Genomic DNA, 22774 nt, shown 5'->3' with positions numbered 1-22774 from the left:
ATGGCTTGTGAAGAGTGCGGTGCCCCGCTGACCACGCCCGCGAAGTACTGCTCCGGCGCGTGCCGTCAGCGCGCCTACCGCCGGCGCGCCCGTGACGTCGTGCCCGCCTCGGCGCGCCTCGACACGTTCGTCGGCCGCACCACCGAGCAGGCAGAGCTCACCAGACTGCTGGCGCGCAACAGGATCGTCACCGTCACCGGCCCGCCCGGCGTCGGCAAGTCGCGGCTCGTGCACGAAGTGATCGCGCACCGGCAACACGTCCTGGTGGTCGAGCTCGCGGACGCCGGCAGCGTCCCGGACCTGCTCGCCGACGCCCCCGCGCCCGGCCTGCTGGTGCTGGACGGCTGCGAGCACGTGCTGCAGGACTGCGCGGACCTCATCGCCGCGCACCCCTCGTTGCGCGTGCTGGCCACCAGCCACAAGGCGCTGGCCGTGCCGGGCGAGCAGGAGTACCGGCTGAAACCGTTGAGCCAGTACGAGGCGAAGCGGTTGTTCAGCGACCGGGCGGCGGCGCTCGACAGCGACTTCGACGAGAACACCGCACTGCTGGACGTCGTGTGCGAGCGGCTGGACCGGCTGCCGCTGGCGCTCGAACTCGCCGCACGGCTGGTGCGCGTGCTGACGCTGGAAGAGATCGTGGCACGGCTGGACGACAGGTTCGCCGTCCTCACCACCGGACCGCGCGACGCCCCGGCGCACCAGCGGTCGCTGCACGCCGCGATCGAACGCGGCTACGAGCTGCTGAGCTCCGCCGAGAAGATCGCGCTGCACACGTTCGCGCTGAGCCCCGGCACCGTCGATCCGGAGATGGCCCAACGACTTCAGGCCCGCTCACTGCTCGAGGCGGACTTCACCATGCTCGAGTCGGTCCGGCAGTTCGCCCTGCCGGGAGTGCGGATCGACCCGCCGCACCCGCGCGCCGAACCGGAGGAGTCCGCGCCGTCGTGGCGTGAGGAACGGCTCCTGCGCGTCGCGGCGATGGTCGCGGAAGGCCTGACGAACAAACAGATCGCGGACGGGCTGCACGTGTCGCTGCGGACCGTGGAGGCCGACGTGCGCGACCTCAAGTCCGTGCTGGGCGTGCGGTCGCGCGCCCAGATCGCCGCCTGGACTACACAGGCGTGACTTCCTCTTCCCGGGCGGCCCTCGCAAGGCGGCGCTTCACGATGAAGACACCGGCGACGCCGAACACCACGGCGAGCGTCAGGCCCGCGTAGGAGAAGCCCTTCAGCCACTTCTCGGCCACCACGCCGAGGTAGTAGACGGCCGCTGCCGTGCCGCCAGCCCAGACGATGCCGCCCAGCGCGTTCGCCACGAGGAACTTGCCGTAGTTCATGTGCATGGAACCGGCCAAAGGCCCGGCGAGAATGCGCAGCAGTGCCACGAACCGGCCGAAGAACACGGCCCACGCACCGCGTTTCTGGAACACCCTGCGGGCATGACCGAGCTGTGTTTCCCCGAAGTGCTTGGGGAATTTCCGGCCCATCCACGCGAACAACCGCGGCCCGCCGCGCCGCCCGATGAGGTATCCGAAGTTGTCGCCGATGATGGCGCCCGCGCTCGCCCACACGCCGATCCACAACGGGCTCAGCTCGGCGTTCTGCGACGCCAGCAGCGAGGCCGTGACCAGCACGATCTCGCCTGGCAGCGGGATGCCGAGCGACTCGAAGCCGATCACCAGGCCGACGATCACGTACACGAGCAGGGGTGGGATGGCTTCGAGCCACTGTTCGACCGGCACACCGCGACTCTAGCCTCAGGTTCGTGAACGAGCTCGCACTCGCGGTCGTCGCGGGAATGGTGGCCACGGTCAACCCGTGCGGTTTCGCGATGCTGCCCGCCTATTTGGCACTGGTGGCGCGAGACAGTCCGACGAGAGCCTTTATGTCCGGTTTGGTGATGACGGCCGGATTCGTCACCTTCTTCGGCGCATTCGGAATTCTGGTCAGCCCGGTGGCCGCGACCCTCAAGCGCTACCTGCCGTTCGTGACGGTCGTGATCGGGCTCGTGATGATCGTCGTCGGCGTGCTCCTGCTGCTGGGCAAGGACCTCTACGTCCGGCTGCCGAAACTGAGCGCCGCACCCAAGAGCCTCTGGTCCATGTACGGCTACGGCATCGCGTTCGCCATCGCCTCTCTCTCGTGCGCGATCGGCCCGTTCCTCGCCGTGGTGGGTGCATCGCTGCAGACGGGCGTGACGGCGTTCCTCGCCTACGCGCTCGGCATGGGGCTCATCGTCACGGTGCTCGCGGTTGCGGGTTCGGCACTCGCGCCGCACATCAGGAAACTGCTGCCCCACGTCGGTCGTATCGGCGGTGTGGTGCTCGTGGCGGTCGGTGCGTACGTGACCTACTACGGCGTCTACGAGCTGCGGTTGTTCCTGGCCGGTGGCAGCGCGATCGACCCGGTCGTGCAGGGCGCAGGACGGTTCCAGAACACGCTCGTGCAGATCGTCGCGGCGCTGGGGCCGTGGCCGTTCGTGGTCGTGCTGGCGATCGCCGGCGCGTGGTGGCTGAACCGCAGGAGGCGCAAGGCCGTACGCCCAGACAGGAGGTGAGGAGCCGAATGCGCATCCTCGGACTGCTGCTAGGGATCCTGCTGCTCGCCGGCTGCGCGGAGAAGGCGCCGACGCCGGAGAAGTTCGCGTTCACCGCCCAGACGCTGGACGGTGCGGAGTTCCGCGGCGACAAGCTCGTCGGCCAGCCCGCCGTGCTGTGGTTCTGGACGCCGTGGTGCCCGTCCTGCAACGCGGAGGCGGAGACCGTCGAGGCGATCGCCCAGCGGCACGACAAGGTCCAGTTCGTCGGGGTGGCCGCGGAGGACCAGCTCGACGCGATGAAGAAGTTCGTGAGCGACCACCGGATGACGAGTTTCCCGCACCTGGCGGATCTCGACGGCTCGGTGTGGAAGCGGTTCGGTGTCACCGCACAGCCGTCGTTCGCGTTCGTGAGCACCGACGGCTCCGTGGAACTGCTCACCGGCTCGCCCACCGAGGAGCAGCTGGACCAGCGCGTTTCCGCTTTGGTACCAAAGGTTTGATCCCAGTGACATCACTAGGTCCGGCGGCCGCACCATTGCCTCAGTAGAAAGACCCTGCGCTGTCGGGACCAACGCCTGGTTCGGCGTTGCGATCGGATTCGTATCGTCGAACTGGCCACGTGGCGGTGCCGCGCGGCCTTGAGGAGGCAGGTGTCGATGGACTACATCCAGGTCTCGCTCGCGGAGGCCATCCCCGAGCAGGCCAGGGACTACGCGTCCGCGCGGATCGGTTCGCTCGACCGCTACGCGCCGGACCGCGTCGACTTCGCGTGGGTCAACCTGACCTCGGACAAGTCCGTGATCCACGTCCACGCCCGGCTCGACCTGAAGTGGGTCGAGGTGCAGGCGTACGCCGAGGGACACACGGTCACCGAGGTGATCGACCTGGTGTGGGAACGCATGCGTCGTCAGCTCGTCTCGATGCAGGGCGTGCCCGCGCACAACTGACCTCGGTGCGGTGAACTCACCACTCGGCGGCGGACGGGTGGTGAGTTCACCGCACCTTCCGCACGGTCCGCCCTGGTCGGGCGGAATCTGCGACTGACGTTGACAGCGCGGGACGTGCGTTGGACGGTTTTCGTGTGCCTGGGGGCTTCACCTGCCATCGAGGAGAAGCAGCACATGCGAACCAACATCATTTCTCGCCTGGCGGTCGTCGCTGCGACGGCCGTCCTGCTCATCGGGTCGACCGCCGGCATTGCCGCCGCCGCGAAGACGAAGCAGATTTCCAACTTCGGCAGCGGCACCTGTCTGGACCTCACGTCCTACGCCACCGGTACGCCGGTGACGCTGTGGCCCTGCACCGGGGCCGCCAGCCAGTTCTGGGTCAGATCCGACGACAACCTCACGATCCGCAACCTCGTGTCAGGCATGTGCATGGACGTGAGCTCCTACAACACCGGTGCTGTCGTGCACATGCGTCCTTGTCACGGCGGCACGAGCCAGCAGTGGCAGGAGTGGATCAACGACACGATCTCCCCGCAGGGCAGGGGCGACATGTGCATGGACCTGAAGTCCTACGCCGACAGAACGCCGGTCACGCTGGCCCCGTGCCGCGACTTCTGGCTCAGCCAGAAGTGGACGTTCTGAGCGCCTAGGCTGTCGAAACGGGCGGTCCTCGTTCGTACCAGGGGCGAGAGGAGACCACCATGACGCAGAAGTACCTGCTCAGCATCTACCAGCCGGACGGTGAGACGCCTCCGCCCGAGGTGCTCGGCCCGATCATGGCGAACCTGACGGCCCTGAACGAGGAGATGCAGGCCAAGGGCGCGTGGGTGTTCGCGGCCGGCCTGCACCCGCCGTCGACCGCGACCGTGCTCAGGGCGAAGGACGACGACGTGCTGATGACCGACGGGCCGTTCGCCGAGGGCAAGGAGCACATCGGCGGCTTCACCGTCATCCAGGCCCCCGACCTCGACGAGGCGCTCGAGTGGGGCCGCCGGCTCGCTCGTGTGCTCAGTCCGTTGTCGATCGAGGTCAGGCCTCTCGCGTTCGGATGATCGAGGAGGTCTTCCGGGCCGAGTACGGCCGTGCCGTGTCCGTCCTGACCCGCCTGCTCGGCGACATCGACCTCGCCGAGGAGGCGGTGCAGGACGCCTTCGCCACGGCCGTTCAGCGCTGGCCCGTCGACGGCGTCCCGCCGGCTCCTGCGGGCTGGATCATCACGACCGCCCGCAACCGCGCGATCGACCGGTTGCGCCGCGAGGCCAAGGGGCGCGAGAAGCAGGCGCAGGCCGGGCTGCTCGTCCACGAACCAGAGGTGCGGGAGGTGGGGGACGTGGCCGACGAACGGCTGAGGCTGATCTTCACCTGCTGCCACCCCTCGCTGGCCCCGCAGGCCAGGGTCGCGCTGACGCTGAAACTGCTCGGCGGCCTCACGACGGGGGAGATCGCCAGGGCGTTCCTGGTGCCGGAAGCCACGATGGCGCAACGGATCGTGCGCGCGAAGGGCAAGATCCGCGCGGCCCGCATCCCGTACCGGGTGCCGCGGGACGCCGACCTGCCGGACCGTCTGAACGCCGTGCTCGCGGTCCTCTACCTGATCTTCAACGAGGGCTACCTCGACAAGGCCGGACTCGCGGACGAGGCGATCCGGCTCGGCCGGGTGCTGGCCCAGCTCATGCCGGACGAGCCCGAGGTGTGGGGGCTGCTCGCGTTGATGCTGCTCGTCGCGTCACGCCGGGACGCACGGCTGCGCGACGGCAGGATCGTCCTGCTCCAGGACCAGGACAGGGCGTTGTGGAACGCGGACCTGGTCGCGGAGGGCCAGGACCTCGTGCGCCGCTGCCTGCGCTGGAACCGGCCGGGCCCGTACCAGCTCCAGGCCGCGATCAACGCCGTGCACAGCGACCCGCCGACGGACTGGCGCCAGGTCGTCGCCCTCTACGACCAGCTGCTGGCGATCACGCCGAGCCCGGTCGTGGCCCTGCACCGGGCCGTCGCGGTCGCCGAGACCGAGGGCCCGCGCCGCGCGTTGGCCGAGGTCGACGCACTCGACCTGGACCGCTACCACCTGTTCCACGCCGTCAGGGCGGACCTGCTGCACCGGCTGGGCGAGGACCCGACGGCGGCGCTGGAGGCCGCGCTGGACCGGGCCGAACACCCGGCAGAGCGCGACCTCCTGCGCGAACGGCTACTCCTTGCGACGGCGGACCAGCAGGATCGCGCCGACCACGACCACTAGCCCGATCAGGATCCACACCCAGATCGGCACGCCGCCGGACTCCGCGGGCGTGGTGGACGTCGTCGGGGCGGTCGACACCGGCGCGCTCGACGTCACCGATGACGGCGGCGCGCTGGCCGACGTGGTCTGCGCGGCGGTGTTCGCCGTGAAGGCGATCTTGCCGGTGATGGTGTCGCCGTCGTCGGACTTGGCCGACCAGGTGATCGTGTGCGCGCCGGACTTGGCCGCCGTGGCGTCGACCGTCGCCGTGATGGTGTTGTCGAGGGCGTGCACCTGGGTGACCGGCAGCTTGGCGCCGTCCGGCCCCGTGATGGTGACCGCGTCCCCGTCCGGCAGCTGGACGGCCTCGCTGAACACCAGCTCGACGTGTTTCGGCGGGGCGTCGAGTGCCGCGCCGGACGCCGGGTTGCTGCTCTTGAGCTCTGCGTGGGCCTGTGCGGGGACGACCAGGGCCGTCGTGGCGAGCAGGGCCAGCACGAGCACGCTGAAGTAACGCGTCACGTGCGCAGCGTAATGGCTTTGTCGATCAGCGCGGCAGGCTCAGTTCGTACCGGAACGCGCAGGCGAACCGCTGGGGACGAACGCCAGCCCGGCCGCGATCGCGGCGGCCACCGCGGCCGCGACCACGGGCGCGATCGGTGTCACGGCGTACAGCAGCGAGCTCAGCACCGGCCCGACCACGAACGTCACCCCGCTGGTCGCGGTGACCAGCCCGGCGATCACGCCCTGCCGCGCGGGACCGACGCCGAGCGAGGCCCTCGCGGCGAACCCGGTGACCGCGAAGCCGACTCCCACCGCCACCACCACGAACACCGGGCTGATCATCGACGGCACGACCGCGATGACCGCGTAGCCGGCCAGCGCGATCGGCGCGCCGATCCTCAGCAACCGCACCGCGGGCCACTTCTGCAGCGGCACGATCAGGCCCTGCGCCAGGACGAGCCCGATGGCGGACGCCAGCAGCGTGGCGTCGAGCGTGCCGGACTCGACCCGTTCCCCGTCCGCGCTGAGGAAGAGGGCGACGGTCTGCACCAGCACGAACGACAGGTACATCAGGAACCCGGCCGCGAACGCGGGCACCAGCTCCCACGGCCGCGACGGCACCACGTCCCGCGCGACCTCGGCGGGCTTGAAGGTGGCGAGGACACCGAGCGCGAGCCCCGCGGCGATCACGGGCGCGAGGTAGAGGGGCACCTGCAGCGACGCCAGCGCCAGCGCGCCGCCGGCCATCGGGCCGAGCGCCGCGGCGAGTACCTGCATCGCCCCGACCAGGCCGACGGTGGTGGTGCGTTCGCGTTCGGTCGAGGTGCCCGCGACGGCGAGCGCGGTGACGGCCAGCGCGGCGAGGCCCAGGCTGAACAAAAGGCTGCGGAACAGCAGCACCAGCACGAACGCCAGTTCGGACGTCAGCGTCTCGTCGAGGCCGAACGCCACCGCGGCGGCGAAACCGGCGGGCCCGGCCACGCACAGGCCCATGCCGGCGAACAGCACGGGGCGCGGTCCGGCGGCGTCGAGCAGCAGTCCCCACAGCGGGCTCGACAGCGCGATCGCGACCGAGGCGACCGTGAACACCAGACCCAGCTGCGTGGGCGTCAGGCCGAACTCGACGGAGAGCGGGGCGATGACGGTGGTCAGCATCTGGTGCAGCGAGTACATGACCAGGAGTGCGACCAGTAACGGCGTCAGGGATCTGGGCACGCGGTTCCCCTTGATGGTGCGGCGGAGCCGTGAGGGTAGTTGAAGTTGATGAACGATTGGTTTGGCCGTGGATGCACTCGGGTAACCGGCCACCTAACTGATCAACTGACCGAGGAGCGGTTTGGCGCACGCAGCGAGGACGGGCGAGCCGGCGAACCTGCCATTGGGCAGACAGCGGCCGTCACTCGCAGCGGTGCGGCGCTGGGTGCGGCTGGAGTTGACGGGCGAGGAGACCGACGCGGTCGACGACGTGTTGCTGGTGGTCAACGAACTGGTCAGCAACGCGTACCGGTACACGTCGGAACCGTCGTTCCTGCGGGTCGTCGTGGAGCAGCACAAGATCCGCGTCGAGATCGAGCACGACTCCGCCGCGCGTCCGCCGTTGCGCAAGGTGTCACGCCCGCAGCGAGGATATGGCCTGGTCCTGGTGGCGAGGCTGTCCGATCGCTGGGGTGTGGACAGAGTCGGCGTCGGCACCGTGGTCTGGGCTGATCTTCCGAGGGAAACGTGATGGAAGTTCGGCTGGTTTCGATCTGTGCGTTCTGGGGTACCGAGGCTCGTGCCTTGAAACGACAGGGCGCGGGGAGATGCTGATGGGTATTGCAGGACGGTCCAGCGAACGACTGGACCTCGTCCTACCGGAAGGTGCTCTGCCGCTCGCGAACGTGCGCGCGGAGGTACGTCGACTCCTGAAGGGAATGCACGAGAACGTCATCGTCGACGTGATGGTCGTGGCCACGGAGCTCGTGAGCAACGCCTACCACCACGCCGCGCCACAGCGTCGTGCCCGCATTCTCTGTCTCCCGGAACGCGAGGTCGTGCGGGTCGAGGTCGAGGACGGCACGCCCGGTCGCTTCCCGCAACTGGGGCGGATGGGGTTCCTCGGGCGCCGGCAGCGGGGATTGCTGCTGGTCAACGGCCTGGCGCAGGTGTGGGGGCACAACAGGTTCCCCGACTTCAAGACGGTGTGGGCGGACGTGTCGACCGTCAGGTGAGGGTCTTGACGACGTAGGCGGCGGCTTCCGCGACGAGTGCCTCGTCGTACTCCGCGTCCGCCGCCGCCTTGCTGGACATCACCGCGATCAGGATCGGCTCCCGGTTCGGCGGCCAGACGACGGCGATGTCGTTGACCGTGCCGTGCTCGCCGGTGCCGGTCTTGTTCGCGACCCTGCTGCCCTGCGGCACCCCCGCCCGGATCCGCTTCGCGCCGGTGGTCGACCGTTCCAGCAGGTCCTTCAGGAAGGCGCGCTTCTCCGGCGCCAGGGCGTCGCCGAGCACGAGCCGCTGGTAGTCCGTCCCGAGTGAGCGCGGGGTGGCCGTGTCGCGCGGGTCGCCGGGCGTGGCCGAGGTGAGGTCGGGTTCGATCCGGTCCATCCGGGTCTCGGTGTCGCCGAGCTCACGCAGGTACTCGGTGAGCTTGGCCGGACCGCCGACGTCGCGCAGCAGCAGGTTGCCCGCCGTGCCGTCGCTGTAGCGGACGGCGGCGTCGCACAGGTCGCGCAGCTTCATTCCCGTCTGGACGTTCTGCCGGGTGATGGTCGAGCTCTTCATCAGGTCGGCCTCGGTGTAGGTGACGACGGTGTCCAGGTGCGCCATCGGGTTGCGGTGCAGGACGGCCGCCGTGGCGAGGCCCTTGAAGGTCGAGCAGAACGCGAACCGCTCGTCCGCCCGGTGCTCGATCGTGCTGCCGTTGTCGCTCATGGCGTAGACGCCCAGTCGTGCGTCGAACTTCTTCTCCAGCTCGAACAACGCGTCGTGCCGCACGGGCGCCGCGCTGGTGGTGGTGCTGGTCGGTGGAGCCGAGCCGATCGGGTCAGTCACTTGTGGAGCGGCGCACCCGGCGAGGGGGAGCAGGGCGAGCGTTTTCAGGACTGTGCGTCGATCGGTCACCCGCCGACACTATTTGATCTCGGAGATCCGCAGCGACGGGTCCTCGGTGACGGCTCGGAGAACGTCCTCGAACCTCGCGAGGAGGTCCTCTGCCTGCCTTTGCGTGAACAGCAGCGAGTTGTGGACGACGTGCCCGCCTGCCTCGTGGAGGTGGAACGTGACCTCGGACTTCACGATGACCGGTCCTCGTTGCCGTGCCTCGAACGCGGTGGCGGTGACCCCGGGGAGCCGGAGTTCGGGCACCGGTGGCACCAGCGCGAACGTCAGCCGCAGCGGAATGCCTTCCACCACCTCGTGGAAGGGCACCTCCTGGTGTTCGTGCGCCGCGGCCGTGGTGTCCTTGACCCGCCGCAGCACCTCGCGGAAGTCCGGGTCGCCGGACAGGTCGGTCCGCAGTGCCACGACCTTCGCGAAGAGCCCGATGACCTGCTCCAGTTCGGGCCGCACGCGGTTCGCCATCGGTGCGCCGACCACGACGTCCGTCGCCTGAGTCGTCTGTGTCAGAAGGACTTTGAACGCCGCCAGTAACACCTCGTACGGCGTCGCCTGTTCCTGACCGGCCAGCGCGGACACCGCGGCGAGGAGTTCCGCCGGCGGTGTCCACGGCAGCAGCTCGCCGGGCCCGAGCGGGTTGACGTCCCGGTCCGCCTTCGTCGGCAGCTCGATCGGGCGCATGCCCTCCAGGTGCCGCTGCCAGTACTTCGCGTGCTCGGCGGAGAGCGTGTCCTGTTCCCACAACGTGAAGTCGGCGTACTGCACGCCCGGCGCGGCCGCGGTGCCGTTCAGCTCCTCGACCAGCAGGCCCTGCGACCACCCGTCGCTGACCAGGTGGTGCATCGTGAGCAGCAGGACGTGGTCCTCGCCGTCGAGCCGCAGAACCCTTGCCCTCAAGAGCATTCCGCTCGTCAGGTCGAACGGCACGGTCATCTCGTCACCGGCGATGAACGCCGCCTCCGCCTCGGAGGACACGTCGACCACCTTGAGCGGAACGGGCCTCGCCGGGCGAACCTCCTGCAGCACAACGCCATCACGTTCGACGAACGCCGTGCGCAACGACTCGTGCCTCCTGACCGCACGGTCCAATGCGGACTGGAGGTGGCCGACGTCGAGCGGTCCGCGCAGGCGCAACGCCAGCGGCACGGTCCAGAAACCCGCGGCCAGCACCGAGCCGAACCACCGGTTGCCCTGGTTCTGCGCGATCGACAACGGCACCGGGCCGTGCGCGCGAGGCGTCACCGGCTTGGTCCACGACCGTTCGCCGGACAGGATCCGCGCGAGCCGCCGGGGCGTGCGGTGGTGGAACAACGCGGGCAACGGGAGCGCGGCGCCGAGATCCGCGCGGACGCGGGTGACCACGCGGGTGGCGAGCAGCGAATGCCCGCCCAGCGCGAAGAAGTCGTCGGTCGCGCCGACGTCCTCGATGCCGAGCACGTCAGCGAACACCTGGCACAGCGCGGCTTCCTCGGTGGTGTCCGGCCGGACGTGCGGCGAGCGGGTCGACGGCACCGGCAGGGCGCGACGGTCGATCTTGCCGTTCGCCAGCAACGGGAACGCGGTCAGCGGGAGGAACACGGACGGCACGAGCTGGACCGGCAGCTGGGCGGCGCAGTGCTCCAGCAGGTCGTCGGCCTCGCCGGTGAAGTAGGCGACGAGCTGCTTGTCCCGCAGCGCGACGACGGCTCGCGTCACCTTCGGGTGCGCGTGCAGCACGGCCTCGATCTCGCCAGGCTCGACCCGCACACCGCGGATCTTGACCTGGTCGTCGACGCGGCCGTGGAAGTGGAGTTGCCCGTCGTCGTCCCACGACGCGAGGTCGCCGGTCAGGTACAGGAGCTCGCCGTCCTTCGCGACGAACTTCCGCGCGCTCAGTTCGGGCCGGTCGTGATATCCCAGGGCGAGTCCGGCGCCCGAGACGCACAGCTGGCCCGCGACACCGACGCCCACCGGCAGCAGGGTGGCGTCGAGCAGGTGGATCCTGGTGTTGTCGACCGGCCGGCCGATCGGGGCGGTGGCGGGCCAGTCCAGCACGTCGTCGGGCAGCGAGTACGACGTGATCACGTGCGACTCGGCCGGGCCGTAGTGGTTGTGCACGCGCAGCCACGGCCTCAAGGCGCAGAAGTTGCGCAGTCTCACGTCCAGCGTCAGCGGTTCGCCGGCCTGCGAGAGGTGCCGCATCGAGGCGAACGACGGCGCCTCGTCGAGCACCGCCCGCAGCACCGAGTCCGGCACGAACAGCCGCGTGATCCGTTCGGCGTCCAGCCAGGCGGCGAACGCGGCGGGGTCGCGGCGGACCTCGTCGGAGGGGATGACCAGGGTGCCGCCGAACAGCAGTGCGGAGAAGACCTCCTGCACCGACACGTCGAAGGTGGCGGTGGTGAACTGCGCGGTGCGGCTGTGCTCTTCCCGTTCGAGGGCTTTCTCCTGCCAGCGCACGAGGTTCACCACACAACGGCTGGGCATGAGCACGCCCTTGGGCCGCCCGGTCGAGCCGGACGTGTAGATCATGTAGGCCGGTGCGTCCGGATTCGTGCGCGGCAGGGCGGAGTCCGGGTGGGAGTCCATTTCGGAGGGTGACAGCGGCTGGTGGAACAGCACGCGGTTCCTGCTCACCACCACGGAGAGCCGTGCGTCGTCGACCAGGAACTGGATGCGGTCCAACGGGTGTTCGGGGTCGATCGGCACGTACGCCGCGCCGGTCTTCAGCACGCCCAGGATCGTGACGACCAGGTCGAGGCCCCGGTCCAGGCACAGCCCGACCCGGTCACCGGCGCCGATCCCCTTCGACCGCAACAGGTTCGCCATCCGGTTGGAGCTGCGGTCCAGCTCCGCGTACGTCACCGCGGCGGTCCCGTGCTCGACGGCGACGGCGTCCGGCGTGGTCAGGACCTGCTCGGCGAACAGCTCGGGGATGCTCACGTCCGGCAGGTACTCGGTGGTGGAGTTCCACTTCGCCAGCAGCGCGGCCTCGTCCTGGCCGATCATCGAGATCCGCGAGAGGCGTTCGTCGGACGGAGCCTCCAGCACCTGGGCGAGGTGGGTCAGGAGCCGGGTGATGCGCGGCCGGTCGAACAACGCCCGGTTGTAGAGCACGCGGCCGTTCTGGATCTCGAGGTCGAAGCTGGTGAACGCGACCTCGGGGTCGTAGAGGTCCCGCCGCGGCCGCAGGTCGACCTGCACCTGCACGAGCGGATGGCGGGACAGATCCCGTTCCGGCGCCAGCAGGTCCACGACCTGGTCGAACGGGACGAGTTGTGCTGCGGCGGTGGTCAGCTGCTCGGCCGTCAGCCCGCACAGCTCGCCGAACGTCGGGTCGCCGGACAGATCTCCGCGCAGCACAACGAGTTCGTCCGCGACGACCACCCCGATGGGCACGTCGACGGAGCGCGAGTAGCGGCTGAGCACCACCTGCAAGGCGGCGAGCACCGCGTCGGAGTCGGCGTCGGCCGACCACGGCACCACGCCCGCCTCCGGCCGGTGCAGCGGCGGTCGTGGCCGGTCGGCCGGCAGCTCCAGCACCGGCAGGTCGCGAAGCTGGTCGAGCCAGAACTCGGGAGAGCCCTGTGCGGCCGGGGGAGTGGGTCCGCCGAGCACGGTCTCCAGCACGCGGATGTCGCCGAGGATCCCGTGCATCGTCAGGACGAGCAGCGACGAGTTGAGCTCCAACGCGCGCACCAGCGGGCCTTCGCGCAGATCGAACGGCTGGGTGAGCTCCGCGCGCACCGCCGCACGCACGTCGTTGACCTGTGCTGAACGCACGACAACTGGTGGACCACCGGGAACGGGCTGCCCGTCGTCGTCGAAGCGGACCAGGAGGGTGTCCGGCACGCGGACGGCGGCGGGAGTGGTGATCAGCGTGACGTGGTGGCTGGGGTTGCCGGGGTCGAGCTGGTCGAGGAACCACATGCGGCGCCGGGTGTGGTCGGTCACGGTGCCTCCCGCTGCGAGTCGGGCCTCGACGCTAACTCGCGTGGAACTGGGCGGATCCCTGGAGTCGGTGCAGCGCGAGGTGCACGCGGTCGGCGCGCAGGACGACCCGCGACCGTTCGACGAGGTCCAGCCACGAGACCGACAGCACCGGCGTGGCGGGCCGGACGTCGAGGAGCCGGGCGAGGCGGGGAGTCGTGAGGGCGGTGGTGCACCAGAGGTGCAGGTCGCCGAACCGGACCCGGTAGGTGTTCGCGAGGAACCTCCGCAGCGGCGTGTTGTCGTAGCGCTCGGCGAAACCGGGGAACCGGGAGGCGCACAGGGAGGTCGAGCGCACGCCGACCGGTTCGTCGCCGCGGACGAGGACCGACTCGACGGTGAGCACGTCCCCGGTGGTCCGCACGGCGGCCTGTTCGCGGGTGGCGAGGTCCTGGACCAGCGCGTCGAGGCTGAGGCGGTGGACCTGGTCGCGCGGGGCGACGATCGTGCCCTGGCGGCCGGTTCCGCGGATGAGCCTGCCCTCCAGCACGAGCTCGTTCATCGCCTTGCGGATCGTGGTGCGGGACATGCCGAACGCGTCCGCGAGCTCGCGTTCCGGTGGGAACGGCGTGTTGCCGGGAAGGTCGCCCAGCAGGTCGAGCAGCCGGGCCTTGGCCTGGTAGTAGCGGGGGATCGCGGACACCACCCGGACGCTATCGCCGTTCGATAACCAGCGACTCATCGTCCGGCCTCGACCCGATCTCCCGGTAGATCCGGCGGGCCTCCTGCCGGTCGCCGCCGAGGTAGGCGACGGCGGCGTCCTTCCAGCGGGACCAGGGCACCTCGGCGAGGCACTCGGGGCCGTGCCCGGCGGCGGCGAGCACGATCGGCAGGCTGACGCCGGCCATGCCGGTGACCTGGCGGCAGGGAAGCAGATCGCCGACCTCCACCGGTTCGCCGCTCAGCAGTGCGATGTGCGCCTTGAGGATCAGCGGGTGCTGCAGGTCGGCGGGATGGCTCCCGGCGAGTTCGGCCGCCCGGTCCGCGCACTCGGCGGCACCGGCCAGATCACCGGTCAGCAGCAGGATGCGGCCCCGCAGAGCGACGACGTGAGCCTGGCTCGACTCGGCCGTGACGGCCAGCGCCTCGGCGTACCTGCCGTCCCAGAACAACTCCAGGTACCGGGACGCGTCGAGCCAGGCGATCGTGTCGTCGTCGCCGTGCCGCCGGGCGGCCGCCCGTGCTTCCGCGCGCACCGCGAGACGTTCCTGGGTGTCACCGAGCACGGTGTGGGCGGTGCTCAGGTTGACCAGGCACAGTCCTGGCGAGATCCCGGCCTCCCTGCGTTCGGTCACGGCCTGGCGCATGTCGGCGATGCCACCGGGGTCGCCCTGCTTGACCCGCGCGAGGCCCAGGGCTTCCAGGGCGATGGCCCGTTCGAGGCCGGTGGCGCCCGTCAACGCCTCTCGTGCCGCGCTGATCGCCTCGGTCAGCCTGTCCGCGAGCGTCAGGGAGTGCGCGAGGTACGCCTGCACGCCGTACGCGTGCTCGGTCAGCGCGAGGAACTCGATCGTGCGGTCGAGATGTCGTTCGGCTGCCGCGTGGTCGCCGTGGTGCCAGGTCGCGCGCCAGGAGGCCCTGGAGGCTTGCGCCGCACCGGCGAAGTTCCCGGCGGCGCGGTGGAGTTCGGCCGCCTCGGCCAGTTCCCCGAGCCCCTCACCGGTCAGGGCCAGGCTCGATCCCAGCAACGTCAGCAGCTCGGCCCGGTCGGGGTGGCCGGGCGGGCAGACCGCCAGAGCGGCGCGGTAGCAACGGATCGCGGTGTCCCTGGCGGCCAGCGCGGTCGCTCTGCGGCCCGCGTCCGTGAGGGCGGCCCTCGCCTTGCGGCCCATGATGTCGCACGGCCTTCCGGATGCTTCCGCGATCCACACCGCTTCCTGGAAGTGGTACGCCAGCAGCGGAACGTGCTCCAGCGGCAGCGCCTGCACCCACTCGGCGGCGTGGTAGTGCTTCATCGCCTTGGTGCCGCGCGGAACCCGGTCGTAGGCGGCGTCGCGGACCAGCACGTGGCTGAAGGCGTACTCGATCTCGCCCACGACGTTGCTGGTGCCGTGGCGCGTCAGGAAGTCCCGCTGCCGCAACACCTCCAGGCAGCGCGCGACCTCGGCGACGTCCCGTTCCGCGACCACCGCGACCGCGCCTGGCCAGAGCGTCGGGCCGATGACCGCCGCGTCCTGCAGCACCGACTTCTCCAGCTGCGGCAACGAGTCGAGCCTCGCGCCGATGACGTTCTGCACCGTCTCGGGCAGGGCGTCCGGGGCGCCGTCGCGGAGCATGCGGACGTACTCGCCGGCGAAGAGCGGGTTGCCGGCGGAGCGGTGCAGCAGTGCCGGCACGTCGGCGGTCACGTCGTGGCGGGCCATCAGCGCTTCGAGCAGCAGTGTCGTGTCCTCTTCGGACAGTGCTTCCAGTGTGATCGACTCACCCCGGACCGGTTCCTGCCGTGCGGTGAGGAGCACCAGCAACGGCACCTCTGCGGCGGCGAGCCCGTGCAGGAAGCCGAGCAGCAGGTCGTCGGCCCAGTGCACGTCCTCGACGATCACCACCAGCGGTTCCTCCGCGAGGTGCTCGACCAGCCTGCGCCACGCCATCAGCACGTCACCGCCCTGCGGGCCGACCCCCACGAGCGCGGAGAGTTGAGTGACGAGCCACGGGTCGTCGCTGATCGCCTGGATCTTGGCGGTGACCGCGGCGGCGTCGTCGGTGTCGAAGATCCCCGCGTGGCTGCGCACGATCTCGGCCAGCGGGCCGAAGACGTCGTCGCGCGCGAACGGCGGCGTGCGGCCGGTGAGCGTCCGGCGGCCCGCGGCGAACTCCCTGACGAGCCTGCTCTTGCCCGCGCCGGGCTCGCCGACAACCGTGATCACCCGCGGCCTGTTCGTCGCCTTGACCTGCTCGTAGATCTCGACGAGCGCCGCCAGTTCGGCCGCCCTGCCCACGAACGGCGCGTCGTCACCGGCCGGGGCGAGCGCGCGTTCGGTGACCGGGCAGGTCCTGACCTCGCCCTTCGCGGTCTGGGCGAGCAGCCGCAGCCCGGCGTCGAGGACCGTGCCGCCGACCTCGACGTGATCGCCGGACGTGACGAGCGCGGGGCCGGTGGACACCGCGGCCGCGGCGGGATGGTCGCCGGTGATCTCGAACGCGGCGCGCACCGCCCGTGCGGCGTCGTCCTCGCGGTTGGCCGGAGCGCCGAACGCGGCGCAGACCGTCGAACCCAGCGTCGTGACCGTGGTGCCGCCGAGGTCCTCGACGTGCCGGCGCACCTGTGCCACCGCGGTTTCCAGCCGTTCGTCGGCTGCCTCGTCCTGTCCGGGCAGCTCCAGCCGCACGACGAGCACGCTGACCTTCTTGCGTTCCACCATGGTCACCGCCGGCGCCGAGCTCACCGCGAGCGCCGGGTCCTGGGTGAGGATCGCCTGCTCCAGCCTGACCAGGTCAGGCCCGGGATCGATGCCGAGCTCCGCGGCGAACCGTTCGCGTGCCGCGCGGAAGACCGCGAGCGCGTCGGCCTGCCTGCCGGACCGGTAGAGAGCGAGCATCAGCTGGCACTGCAAACGTTCGCGCAACGGGTGATCACGGACCAGCGCCTCGATCTCCGCGATCATCTCGCGGTGACGCCCGCACGCGAGTTCGGCGTCGAACCTGTCCTCGACCGCCACGTCGCGCAGGTGCGTGATCTCCACCAGCGCCGGCCACGCGACCCCGTCCGCCACCAGGTCCGCGAGCACAGGCCCGCGCCACAACGCCAGCGCGTGCCGCAGGATCCCGGCGGCCTGCTCCGGCCCCGGCGCTGTCGCGGCCCTGGCCAGTGCGGCGCGGAACCGGTGCAGGTCGACGCGATCCGGTTCCACGCGCAGCAGGTAGCCGGGCTTGCGGGTGACGATGTCGAGCCCCGCCTTGCGCAGCGCCGACACGACGTTGAGCAGGATCCCGCGTGCCGTGGGCGGATGCGAGTCTGGCCACAGCGCCGTGGTGAGCTCGCTGATCGACACCACGCGGCCCGCGCTGAGCAGCAGGAAACCGAGCGTCGCACGGCGGGTGAACCCACCGATCCGCAGTTCCCTGCCGTCCACGCGGACCTGCAGGGGACCGAGAACGGCGAACTCGACAGACATCGCCGCGGACCCTACCGCCGATCAGCGCACCAGGCGGATCCCAACGTGTCGCGGCCGGTCGAAGAGCCGCGTGTCGCGGTGCTTCAGGTGGAGGTCGAAGAACACGGCCACGTAGTCGTGCCGGGCCTGGAGCGGCGCGCTGGAGTTGATCGTCCCAATGAGACTCTCGTGGCACCGCGGCGATCTGCGGAACGGACCACTGCGGGTCGCTGAAGCCGAGGTGGCGCCGTTGTCGAGGTGGCTCAGCGCCTTGCCCGGCGATGGCCTTCTTCATCGTCGCCTGGCTCGCGTCCTGAACCAGGCCCCACTCGATGCGGTCGCCGGGGAACTCCACGGCCACCGCCTCGTGCGTGTGCGACACCGTGACCACGACGTATCCGCTCGCGGTTCTTCGTCGGCTGCCACGGGTCCGCGCGGGTGGAATCGGTCAGGTGGACGTCGGCCGTGCCGACCGCGAACGGGCCCGTGAGCTGCGGTGTTGTCAGTGTCGACGCGGCGAGGACGGCCGCCAGCAGGATCTGCATTGTCGATCTACCCCTTAGCGCGTCAGCCCGGCAGCCGGGCACTGCGAGGGTGCCGAGAGCTTGTGGCCGTGGTGATCCAGTGCCATGTTGAGGTGATGGGGCGAACAACGGCGTTCGGACTGGTGGCGGTGTGCGGCCTGCTGGCGGGCTGCCTGGGGCAGACGCAGAGCGGTGATCAGGCGAGAAACGCCGACGCCAAGGAGATCACGCTGACGATCGTCGCCAACGCGACGGTGGGCGGCAAGAACGCGCGCGGGGCGAACTGGCTGCAGAACTGGGTGATCCCGAGGTTCACCGAGCAGCAGAAGGCCAAGGGCGTCACCGCGACGATCAAGTTCGAGCAGAACGGCACCGGCGACGAGGACTTCAAGACCAAGGTCGCGCTCGACCTGAAGACCGGCGGTGGCGGCGACATCATCGAGATCGACGGCATCTGGCTCGGCGAGTTCGCGCAGGCGGGGCAGATCAAGCCGCTCGACGAGGTCGTCGGCGACACCGCGTGGGACGGCTGGAACCAGATCCCCAAGGCGGTGCAGGGACTCGGCGAGTTCGACGGCAAGCGGTACGGCGTGCCGATGGGCACGGACGGGCGCGTGCTGTTCTTCAACAAGAAGCTGTTCGCGCAGGCCGGGTTGCCCGCGGACTGGCAGCCGAAGTCGTGGCAGGACGTGCTCGACGCGGGCGCGAAGCTGAAGAGCGTCCCCGGTGTCACGCCGATCCAGCTCAACGCGGGGTCCGCGATGGGCGAGGCCACGAGCATGCAGGGCGTGCTGCCCGCGCTCGTCGGCACCGGCAAACCCATCTACGACAACGGCAAGTGGCAGGGGGACTCGGCGCAGCTCAAGGACGTGCTGGGGCTGTACCAGAAGATCTACGGTGGCGGCCTCGGCGATCCCGTGCTGCAGCAGGAGGCCAACGGCCGGCAGCGCTCGTTCACGGCGTTCAGCGAGAACAAGATCGGCATCCTGCTGGAGAGCGACTACTTCTGGCGCTCCGTCGTGGAACCGCAGAACGGCGTCGCCAAGATGGCCGACCGCGACGCGGCCGTCGGGTGGGCGCTGGTCCCGGCCAAGGACCCCAAGGCGGGGGTCGGCGGTCAGGACTTCGTGAGCATGTCCGGCGGTGGCGTGCGGGTGATCAACCCGAACACCAAGTACCCCAGGCAGGCCTGGGAGTTCATGCAGTTCCTCAACTCCGCGGAGGCCGTGAAGGAGTCGCTCGCCGGCACCGCGCAGCTCACGCAGCGCCAGGACGTGAACGACCAGGTGTTGTCGAGCGACCCGATGTTGTCGTTCATCGCGGAGAAGGTCCTGCCGATCACCCGGTACCGGCCTGGCCTCGCCGACTACCCCAAGGTGTCGGCCGCCTTGCAGCAGGCGACCGCGGACGTGGTCTCCGGCAGGAGTCCCGACGAGGTGGCCACGGCCTACCGCGCCGCGCTCGTCAAGGCGGTCGGCGAGGGGAACGTTGGATAGCTCCGGCCTGGGCGTCCGGCGCGCCGTCGGGTTCGTCGCGCCGGCGCTGGTGCTGATCGGGGTCTTCCTGGTCTTCCCCGCGCTGTGGACGCTCTACATCGGCATCACGAACTACCAGCTCACCGGTCCCGCGGCGGCCAACCCGCAGGTCGTCGGGCTGGACAACGTCATCGAGGCCGTCCGCGACCCGCTGTTCACCAACTCGGTGTGGCTGACCGCGTTGTTCGTGCTCTTCTCGGCCGTGATCGGGCAGAACGTGCTCGGGTTCGTGCTGGCGTGGCTGCTGCGGTCGGTGAGCCCGTGGCTGCGGCGCACGACCGAGGGCCTGGTGCTGCTCTCCTGGATCCTGCCGAGCACGGTGGTGGCGTTCCTGTGGTTCGCCGTGCTGAGCCGCGACACGGGCACGCTGGGGCTGCTGCTCGGGTCGCCGGAGACCTCGTGGCTGGTGCAGTACCCGATGACGAGCCTGATCATCTTCAACGTCTGGCGCGGCACGGCGTTCTCGATGCTGCTCTACACCTCGGCGCTGGCCGCGGTACCGCCGTCGCAGCTGGAGACCGCGCGGCTGATGGGCGCGTCGGGCTGGCAGACCGTGCGGGACGTGGTGTTCCCGCACATCCGCGGGCACGTGCTGACGAACACGCTGCTGATCAGCCTGTGGACGGCCAACGACTTCACGCCGTTCCTGCTGACGTCCGGCGGCCCGAACCACCAGTCGGAGGTGCTGCCGGTGCTGATCTACCGGCAGGCGCTGGAGGGCGGTCAGCTCGGGTACGCGTCCGCGATGTCGATGCTGTTGCTGCTGGGCAACCTCGCCGTCGCCCTGGTCTACCTGCGGCTGCTGCGGAGGCGGGCATGAGTCCTCTGTGGATCGTCCGGCGGATCGGCTTCTACGTGCTGGTCACCGTGGTGCTGGCGTTCTTCGCGGTGCCGATCCTGTGGCTGGCGTCGGCGCCGTTCGACTCGAAGCCGGGCCTCGGCCTGCGGTGGCCCGACTGGACGTTGCGCAACGTCGTGGCCACCTTCGAGCACCCGTACGCGCTGACGTCGCTGGTGAACTCGCTGGTGCTGTGCGTGGTCGCGACCGTGGTGACGACGGTGCTCGCGGCGCTGGCGGCCTACGCGTTGTCCTGGGTGCGGATTCCGGGCCGGGACCTGTTGCTGTACCTGCTGTTGTTGCTGTCGTCGGTGGTCACGGGTACGGCCGCGATGGTGCCGATCTTCGTGATGATGCTGCAGCTCGGCCTGATCGACTCGCAGTTCGGCACGGCCCTGGTGATCGCGGGCGGCATGCTGCCCGCGGCCATCTTCATCCTGAAGGACTTCATGGACGCCGTGCCGCGCTCGTACGAGGAGTCGGCGCGGGTGTTCGGCGCCTCGCCCCGCCAGGTGCTCAGCCACGTCGTGCTGCCGGTCGCGCGGCCCGGCGTCGCGACGATCTTCGTGTGGGCGTTCGTCAACGCCTGGGGCAACTTCCTGCTGCCGTTCCTGCTGCTGCGCGACGTCGGCAGGCAGCCGGCGGCGGTGCTGCTGCGCACCCTGTACGACGAGGGCGGCAGTGCCAACCTGACGGTGATCCCGGTGTTCTCGCTGCTGTACTCGATCCCGGTGGTCGTGCTGTACCTGTTCGTGAGCAAGCGGTACGGGTTCCGATTCCACGGAGGCATCAAGAGCTGATGGCGGGTACCACTGTCGAGGAGCTGTCCACCGTGTACCCCAACGGGGTGCGGGCGGTGGACGCGCTGGACCTCGAGATCGCCGACGGCGAGCTGTTCGCGTTGCTCGGCCCCTCCGGCTGCGGCAAGACCACGTTGCTGCGCACGATCGCGGGCCTGGAACCCGCCACCGACGGCGCCGTGGCGATCGGCACCCGGGACGTGACGCGGCTGCAGCCCGGCGACCGCCGGGTCGCGATGGTGTTCCAGGACTACGCGCTGTTCCCGCACATGACGGTGTCGGAGAACATCGCCTATCCCTTGCGCGTGCGAGGCGTTGCGAAGTCCGTGCAGCAGGAGACGGCCGTGCGGACCGCTCAGGGCCTGAGCCTGGGGGAGCTGCTGAAGCGGCGACCAGGTCAGCTCTCGGGCGGCCAGCAGCAACGCGTGGCGCTCGCCCGCGCCGTCGCCGCGTCGGCCGAGGTGCTGCTGCTGGACGAACCCCTGTCCAACCTGGACGCCCGGCTCCGGTTGGAGGCGCGGACGTTCCTCAAGAAGCTGCAACGCGAGCTGGCGCTGACCACGGTGTTCGTCACGCACGACCAGGCGGAAGCGCTTGCGCTCGCCGACCGGATCGCCGTGATGGACGCGGGCCGGATCCGCCAGCTCGGCACACCGCGCGAGGTGTTCCAGCGGCCCGCGGACACGTTCGTGGCGAACTTCATCGGCTCGACACCCATGAACCTGGTCCCGCGTGACTCCTCGATCATCGGCGTGCGGCCCGAATACCTGTCGCCCGCTCAGGAGGGGTTGTTCACCGGCTCGGTGTCCATTGTGGAGAACCTCGGCGTGACGTCGCTGGTGACACTGGACTGCGGCGAGGACCAGATCGGCTACATCGTGCCCGAGGACGACGAACCCGCCATCGGTACGACCGTGACCGTGGACGCCCCGCCCGCACGCGTTCTGCGCTATGACAAGGAGACCGGCCTACTCGTGAGGTGAGCGATGTTCCAGAAGGACGGCTACGAGACGTACGCGAACCTGCTGGCCCCGGCGAAGTTCGAGGCGCTGGCCGCGCACTTCGAGGCCAAGCTGGCGGCCCTGCCGGAAGGGCAGCGTCCCGAGCACATGGACGTGCCGCACCTGACCGACCCGGCGCTGTTCGAGTGGCTGCTCGACCCGGACGTGCTGGACCTCGTCGAGTCGCTGATCGGCCCGGACATCGCGCTGTTCTCGTCGCACTTCATCTGCAAACCCGCCGGCGACGGCAAACCCGTGCCGTGGCACCAGGACGCACACTTCTGGCGCGACACCATCTCGCCCGCCGGTGACGCGATCACCGTCTGGCTGGCCATCGACCCGTCGACCGTCGAGAACGGCTGCCTGCGCGTGATCCCCGGCAGCCACCTTGCCGCTCTCGAACACACCGGCACCGCCGACTCGTTCTTCAACCAGGAGACGGCGGTGGACGAGTCGCGTGCCGTGGATGTGGAACTGGAACGCGGGGCCTGCAGCGTGCACGCGGCCATGCTGGTGCACGGGAGTCCGCCGAACCGCAGCAGCTTGCGCCGGTGTGGCTACACGATGCGGTACATGCCTACTTCGGTCCGGTTCCTCAAGTCCGACGGGCACCGGATCTACCTCGCGCGTGGCCGTGATCAGGCGGGCAACACCTACTCTCCGATCGAGAGGCCCTGAATCGCCCTGATAATGGCCAATAGTCTGGAAAA

Annotated in this window: 21 protein-coding genes; 14 read left to right on the top strand and 7 right to left on the bottom strand. The window is 69.9% G+C overall.

The genetic code is table 11. From position 1 onward, the window contains the following. Nucleotides 1-1125: a helix-turn-helix transcriptional regulator gene (locus ACSHWB_RS46300; RefSeq protein ID WP_439664794.1), complete on the top strand. Its 1125-nt coding sequence runs from the start codon at nt 1-3 to the stop codon at nt 1123-1125. On the opposite strand, the gene ACSHWB_RS46295 is transcribed toward ACSHWB_RS46300, so the two are convergent. Beyond that, complete coding sequence (locus tag ACSHWB_RS46295) at nt 1112-1741, bottom strand: DedA family protein (protein ID WP_439659705.1); 630 nt, start codon at nt 1739-1741, stop codon at nt 1112-1114. The two genes, ACSHWB_RS46300 and ACSHWB_RS46295, sit on opposite strands and share 14 nt — an antisense overlap. 23 nt (nt 1742-1764) lie before the next feature. On the opposite strand from ACSHWB_RS46295, the gene ACSHWB_RS46290 reads away from it, so the two are divergent. The 6 genes from ACSHWB_RS46290 (at nt 1765) to ACSHWB_RS46265 (ending at nt 5721) form a co-directional block, all read left to right on the top strand. After that, nucleotides 1765-2556 (top strand): cytochrome c biogenesis CcdA family protein, encoded by a 792-nt coding sequence (locus ACSHWB_RS46290; protein WP_439659704.1) that lies wholly within the window; start codon nt 1765-1767, stop codon nt 2554-2556. Between the two features lie 8 nt (nt 2557-2564). Continuing rightward, entirely contained in the window at nt 2565-3038 is a 474-nt protein-coding gene (locus tag ACSHWB_RS46285; RefSeq protein WP_439659703.1) for a redoxin domain-containing protein, read from the top strand. 156 nt (nt 3039-3194) lie between these two features. Next, the gene (locus tag ACSHWB_RS46280; RefSeq protein WP_439659702.1) at nt 3195-3485 is read left to right on the top strand and encodes an HPF/RaiA family ribosome-associated protein; all 291 of its coding nucleotides are present in this window, start codon (nt 3195-3197) and stop codon (nt 3483-3485) included. Between the two features lie 174 nt (nt 3486-3659). After that, nucleotides 3660-4127 (top strand): RICIN domain-containing protein, encoded by a 468-nt coding sequence (locus ACSHWB_RS46275; protein WP_439659701.1) that lies wholly within the window; start codon nt 3660-3662, stop codon nt 4125-4127. A 59-nt stretch (nt 4128-4186) separates the two neighbouring features. Next, complete coding sequence (locus ACSHWB_RS46270; RefSeq protein WP_439659700.1) at nt 4187-4537, top strand: YciI family protein; 351 nt, start codon at nt 4187-4189, stop codon at nt 4535-4537. Continuing rightward, nucleotides 4534-5721 carry an RNA polymerase sigma factor gene (locus ACSHWB_RS46265; protein WP_439659699.1) on the top strand — a complete coding sequence of 396 codons (1188 nt, stop codon included), beginning with the start codon at nt 4534-4536 and terminating at the stop codon, nt 5719-5721. Before ACSHWB_RS46270 ends, ACSHWB_RS46265 begins: the two co-directional genes overlap by 4 nt. Here ACSHWB_RS46265 and ACSHWB_RS46260 read toward each other — a convergent pair. Beyond that, nucleotides 5671-6222: a copper resistance CopC family protein gene (locus ACSHWB_RS46260; protein ID WP_439659698.1), complete on the bottom strand. Its 552-nt coding sequence runs from the start codon at nt 6220-6222 to the stop codon at nt 5671-5673. The two genes, ACSHWB_RS46265 and ACSHWB_RS46260, sit on opposite strands and share 51 nt — an antisense overlap. A 39-nt stretch (nt 6223-6261) precedes the next feature. Further along, nucleotides 6262-7419, bottom strand: a complete 1158-nt coding sequence (locus ACSHWB_RS46255; RefSeq protein ID WP_439659697.1) for an MFS transporter — start codon at nt 7417-7419, stop codon at nt 6262-6264. 121 nt (nt 7420-7540) lie between these two features. On the opposite strand from ACSHWB_RS46255, the gene ACSHWB_RS46250 reads away from it, so the two are divergent. Both ACSHWB_RS46250 and ACSHWB_RS46245 read left to right on the top strand, forming a co-directional pair. Continuing rightward, complete coding sequence (locus tag ACSHWB_RS46250) at nt 7541-7930, top strand: ATP-binding protein (RefSeq protein WP_439659696.1); 390 nt, start codon at nt 7541-7543, stop codon at nt 7928-7930. 82 nt (nt 7931-8012) lie between these two features. After that, a complete protein-coding gene (locus ACSHWB_RS46245; RefSeq protein ID WP_439659695.1) occupies nt 8013-8414 on the top strand; it encodes an ATP-binding protein in 402 nt (133 codons plus the stop codon). On the opposite strand, the gene bla is transcribed toward ACSHWB_RS46245, so the two are convergent. Genes bla through ACSHWB_RS46225 form a run of 4 tightly spaced genes read right to left on the bottom strand, consistent with a single transcriptional unit; the run spans nt 8407 to nt 17387 of the window. After that, complete coding sequence (gene bla / locus ACSHWB_RS46240; protein WP_439659694.1) at nt 8407-9309, bottom strand: class A beta-lactamase; 903 nt, start codon at nt 9307-9309, stop codon at nt 8407-8409. The two genes, ACSHWB_RS46245 and bla, sit on opposite strands and share 8 nt — an antisense overlap. 9 nt (nt 9310-9318) lie before the next feature. Then, nucleotides 9319-13236, bottom strand: coding sequence for an amino acid adenylation domain-containing protein (locus tag ACSHWB_RS46235; protein WP_439659693.1), 3918 nt, complete (start codon nt 13234-13236; stop codon nt 9319-9321). A gap of 31 nt (nt 13237-13267) precedes the next feature. Continuing rightward, on the bottom strand, nt 13268-13915 hold the full coding sequence (locus ACSHWB_RS46230; protein WP_439659692.1) for a GntR family transcriptional regulator: 648 nt from the start codon (nt 13913-13915) through the stop codon (nt 13268-13270). Between the two features lie 10 nt (nt 13916-13925). Next, the gene (locus ACSHWB_RS46225) at nt 13926-17387 is read right to left on the bottom strand and encodes a BTAD domain-containing putative transcriptional regulator (protein ID WP_439659691.1); all 3462 of its coding nucleotides are present in this window, start codon (nt 17385-17387) and stop codon (nt 13926-13928) included. A 619-nt stretch (nt 17388-18006) separates the two neighbouring features. On the opposite strand from ACSHWB_RS46225, the gene ACSHWB_RS46220 reads away from it, so the two are divergent. The 5 genes from ACSHWB_RS46220 to ACSHWB_RS46200 are packed head-to-tail and all read left to right on the top strand — an operon-like array spanning nt 18007 to nt 22742. After that, complete coding sequence (locus ACSHWB_RS46220) at nt 18007-19386, top strand: extracellular solute-binding protein (protein ID WP_439659690.1); 1380 nt, start codon at nt 18007-18009, stop codon at nt 19384-19386. Further along, nucleotides 19379-20245 carry a carbohydrate ABC transporter permease gene (locus ACSHWB_RS46215; protein WP_439659689.1) on the top strand — a complete coding sequence of 289 codons (867 nt, stop codon included), beginning with the start codon at nt 19379-19381 and terminating at the stop codon, nt 20243-20245. The genes ACSHWB_RS46220 and ACSHWB_RS46215 overlap by 8 nt, the downstream gene beginning before the upstream one ends. Then, nucleotides 20242-21063: a carbohydrate ABC transporter permease gene (locus ACSHWB_RS46210; RefSeq protein WP_439659688.1), complete on the top strand. Its 822-nt coding sequence runs from the start codon at nt 20242-20244 to the stop codon at nt 21061-21063. Before ACSHWB_RS46215 ends, ACSHWB_RS46210 begins: the two co-directional genes overlap by 4 nt. Next, nucleotides 21063-22046, top strand: a complete 984-nt coding sequence (locus ACSHWB_RS46205) for an ABC transporter ATP-binding protein (protein WP_439659687.1) — start codon at nt 21063-21065, stop codon at nt 22044-22046. The genes ACSHWB_RS46210 and ACSHWB_RS46205 overlap by 1 nt, the downstream gene beginning before the upstream one ends. Nucleotides 22047-22049: 3 nt before the next feature. Next, the gene (locus ACSHWB_RS46200) at nt 22050-22742 is read left to right on the top strand and encodes a phytanoyl-CoA dioxygenase family protein (RefSeq protein WP_439659686.1); all 693 of its coding nucleotides are present in this window, start codon (nt 22050-22052) and stop codon (nt 22740-22742) included. Nucleotides 22743-22774 lie beyond the last annotated feature (32 nt).

This window comes from Lentzea sp. HUAS TT2 (genome assembly GCF_051853195.1).
Lineage (GTDB): Bacteria > Actinomycetota > Actinomycetes > Mycobacteriales > Pseudonocardiaceae > Lentzea.
Note: the sequence above shows the minus strand (reverse complement) of the source record. Positions and strands in the feature narration are given on the sequence as shown.

Excerpts from the sequence above, each read along its gene's own strand:
- ACSHWB_RS46300 (WP_439664794.1), top strand. The coding sequence starts at position 1 with ATGGCTTGTGAAGAGTGCGGTGCCCCGCTGACCACGCCCGCGAAGTAC.
- ACSHWB_RS46285 (WP_439659703.1), top strand. The coding sequence starts at position 2,565 with ATGCGCATCCTCGGACTGCTGCTAGGGATCCTGCTGCTCGCCGGCTGC.
- ACSHWB_RS46280 (WP_439659702.1), top strand. The coding sequence starts at position 3,195 with ATGGACTACATCCAGGTCTCGCTCGCGGAGGCCATCCCCGAGCAGGCC.
- ACSHWB_RS46275 (WP_439659701.1), top strand. The coding sequence starts at position 3,660 with ATGCGAACCAACATCATTTCTCGCCTGGCGGTCGTCGCTGCGACGGCC.
- ACSHWB_RS46270 (WP_439659700.1), top strand. The coding sequence starts at position 4,187 with ATGACGCAGAAGTACCTGCTCAGCATCTACCAGCCGGACGGTGAGACG.
- ACSHWB_RS46265 (WP_439659699.1), top strand. The coding sequence starts at position 4,534 with ATGATCGAGGAGGTCTTCCGGGCCGAGTACGGCCGTGCCGTGTCCGTC.
- ACSHWB_RS46245 (WP_439659695.1), top strand. The coding sequence starts at position 8,013 with ATGGGTATTGCAGGACGGTCCAGCGAACGACTGGACCTCGTCCTACCG.
- ACSHWB_RS46225 (WP_439659691.1), bottom strand. The coding sequence starts at position 17,387 with ATGTCTGTCGAGTTCGCCGTTCTCGGTCCCCTGCAGGTCCGCGTGGAC.
- ACSHWB_RS46220 (WP_439659690.1), top strand. The coding sequence starts at position 18,007 with ATGGGGCGAACAACGGCGTTCGGACTGGTGGCGGTGTGCGGCCTGCTG.
- ACSHWB_RS46210 (WP_439659688.1), top strand. The coding sequence starts at position 20,242 with ATGAGTCCTCTGTGGATCGTCCGGCGGATCGGCTTCTACGTGCTGGTC.
- ACSHWB_RS46205 (WP_439659687.1), top strand. The coding sequence starts at position 21,063 with ATGGCGGGTACCACTGTCGAGGAGCTGTCCACCGTGTACCCCAACGGG.
- ACSHWB_RS46200 (WP_439659686.1), top strand. The coding sequence starts at position 22,050 with ATGTTCCAGAAGGACGGCTACGAGACGTACGCGAACCTGCTGGCCCCG.